Source organism: Streptomyces sp. NPDC046900, from assembly GCF_040644975.1.
Lineage (GTDB): Bacteria > Actinomycetota > Actinomycetes > Streptomycetales > Streptomycetaceae > Streptomyces.
In genome coordinates this window covers 1-1,607 of record NZ_JBEYXD010000241.1, presented here as the reverse complement: position 1 = coordinate 1,607, position 1,607 = coordinate 1, and the positions used below count along the sequence as shown (strand labels likewise).

1 protein-coding gene is annotated in these 1,607 nt (G+C 70.3%); it reads right to left on the bottom strand.

Annotated elements, in window-relative coordinates; all coding sequences use genetic code 11:
* Positions 1-118: 118 nt before the first annotated feature.
* Positions 119-1,607, bottom strand: a 1,489-nt coding sequence (locus ABZ904_RS51195; RefSeq protein WP_361831207.1) for a glycosyltransferase family 2 protein, incomplete at its 5' end; no start/stop codon positions are given.

The following is a 1,607-nucleotide window of genomic DNA, read 5'->3' as shown; positions in this document are numbered from 1 at the left end:
CCGCGCCCGTGGCGTGCCCGTTCGACAGGTACGCCAGGGGCGAGGGAGCACCGGAGCGCTCCATGAACGGGCCGGTCGGCGTTCTCCCACGTCAGGCGGAATCCGCCTACGCGACCCCTCAGTACTGCTGCGGTGTCTCGTGCGGTGCCGGCTGTGGGAGACCGTTGGGGGGTGGGGATTGCGGATGCCCGTCATACGGTGTCGGCTGCTGGAAGGCGTCGTACGCCACCGGCGGCCGCAAACCCGGTTCCTGCGGAATGGGTTCGAAGTGGGGCGTCCCGGCCTCGCCTCCCGGGGCCTGCAGGCTGCCGTACCGTTCCATGCGCTGCCACCGCAGGCGTGAGCCTGACACGGCGGTGAAGACGGACTGGATCACCACCAGGTACATCAGCTGCCGGTAGACGAACTGCTGCAGCGGCAGGCTCCACAGCGGGCCCGGGCGTTCTCCGTCCAGGCGGAACGCGTACAGGCCCATCAGGAGTTGCAGGAGCAGGAAGGCGAGCCACAGTCCGATGATCCGGACGGGGTCGAGGAAGACCAGCCCGTACACGGCGAAGATGTCCACGACGGGTGCGAGCAGGGGCAGCAGTACCTGGAAGAGCAGCAGATAGACCAGGCCTCGGCGGCCGAGTTTTCCGGCGGCGCCGCGCTGCAGCAGGGCGCCGCGGTGCTTCCACATTGCCTGCAGGGTGCCGTAGCACCAGCGGTATCGCTGCCGCCACAGGGCGTTGAGTGACGCGGGCGCTTCGGTCCAGGCTCTCGCGTCTTCCTCGTACACCACGCGCCAGCCGGCGCGGCACAGCGCCATGGTCAGGTCGGTGTCCTCGGCGAGGGTGACGTCGCTGACGCCGCCGAGGTCCAGCAGGGCCCGGCGGCGGAACGCGCCGACCGCTCCGGGGACGGTCGGCATGCATTGGGCGAGGTCGAACAGGCGGCGGTCGAGGTTGAACCCGACCACGTACTCGATGTGCTGCCAGCGGCCCAGCAGGCCACCGCGGTTGACGACCTTGGCGTTGCCCGAGACGGCGCCCACACGCGGGTCGACGAAGGGCTGCACGATCGTGCGGACGGTGTCCGGTTCGAAGACCGTGTCGCCGTCGACCATGACCACCAGGTCCCAGGTGGCGGCTGCGAGGCCGGTGTTGAGTGCGGCGGGCTTGCCCGCGTTGTGCTGGCGGATCACCCGCACCGGCAGGTGGAGCGATTCCACCAGGTCGGCGGTTCCGTCGGTGGAACCGTCGTCCACCACGATGATCTCGACCGGATGGTTGGAGGCGAGCAGGGAGCGCACGGCTGCCTCGATCCCGGCGCTCTCGTTGTACGCGGGGACGATGACGCTGACCGGCTCGGTCACCGGCGGGCCCCAGGAGCGGCCCCGACGGGTCCGCAGGCTCCGGTGCCGCCGGGCGGCGATCAGCACGACCACCGCGCGCAGCACGCTGATCGCTCCGGCCGCGTACATCAGCAGGCCCAGCAGCCACACGGCCCAGTCGCCGCCCTGCAGCATCTTGATAAGGGCCAGCCCCTGCAGATGGTCGCCGAAACCGGCGGGCTGGACAGGTGCGGCCATGCCGACCGCATCGGAGACAGTCGCGAACCTGAAGCCC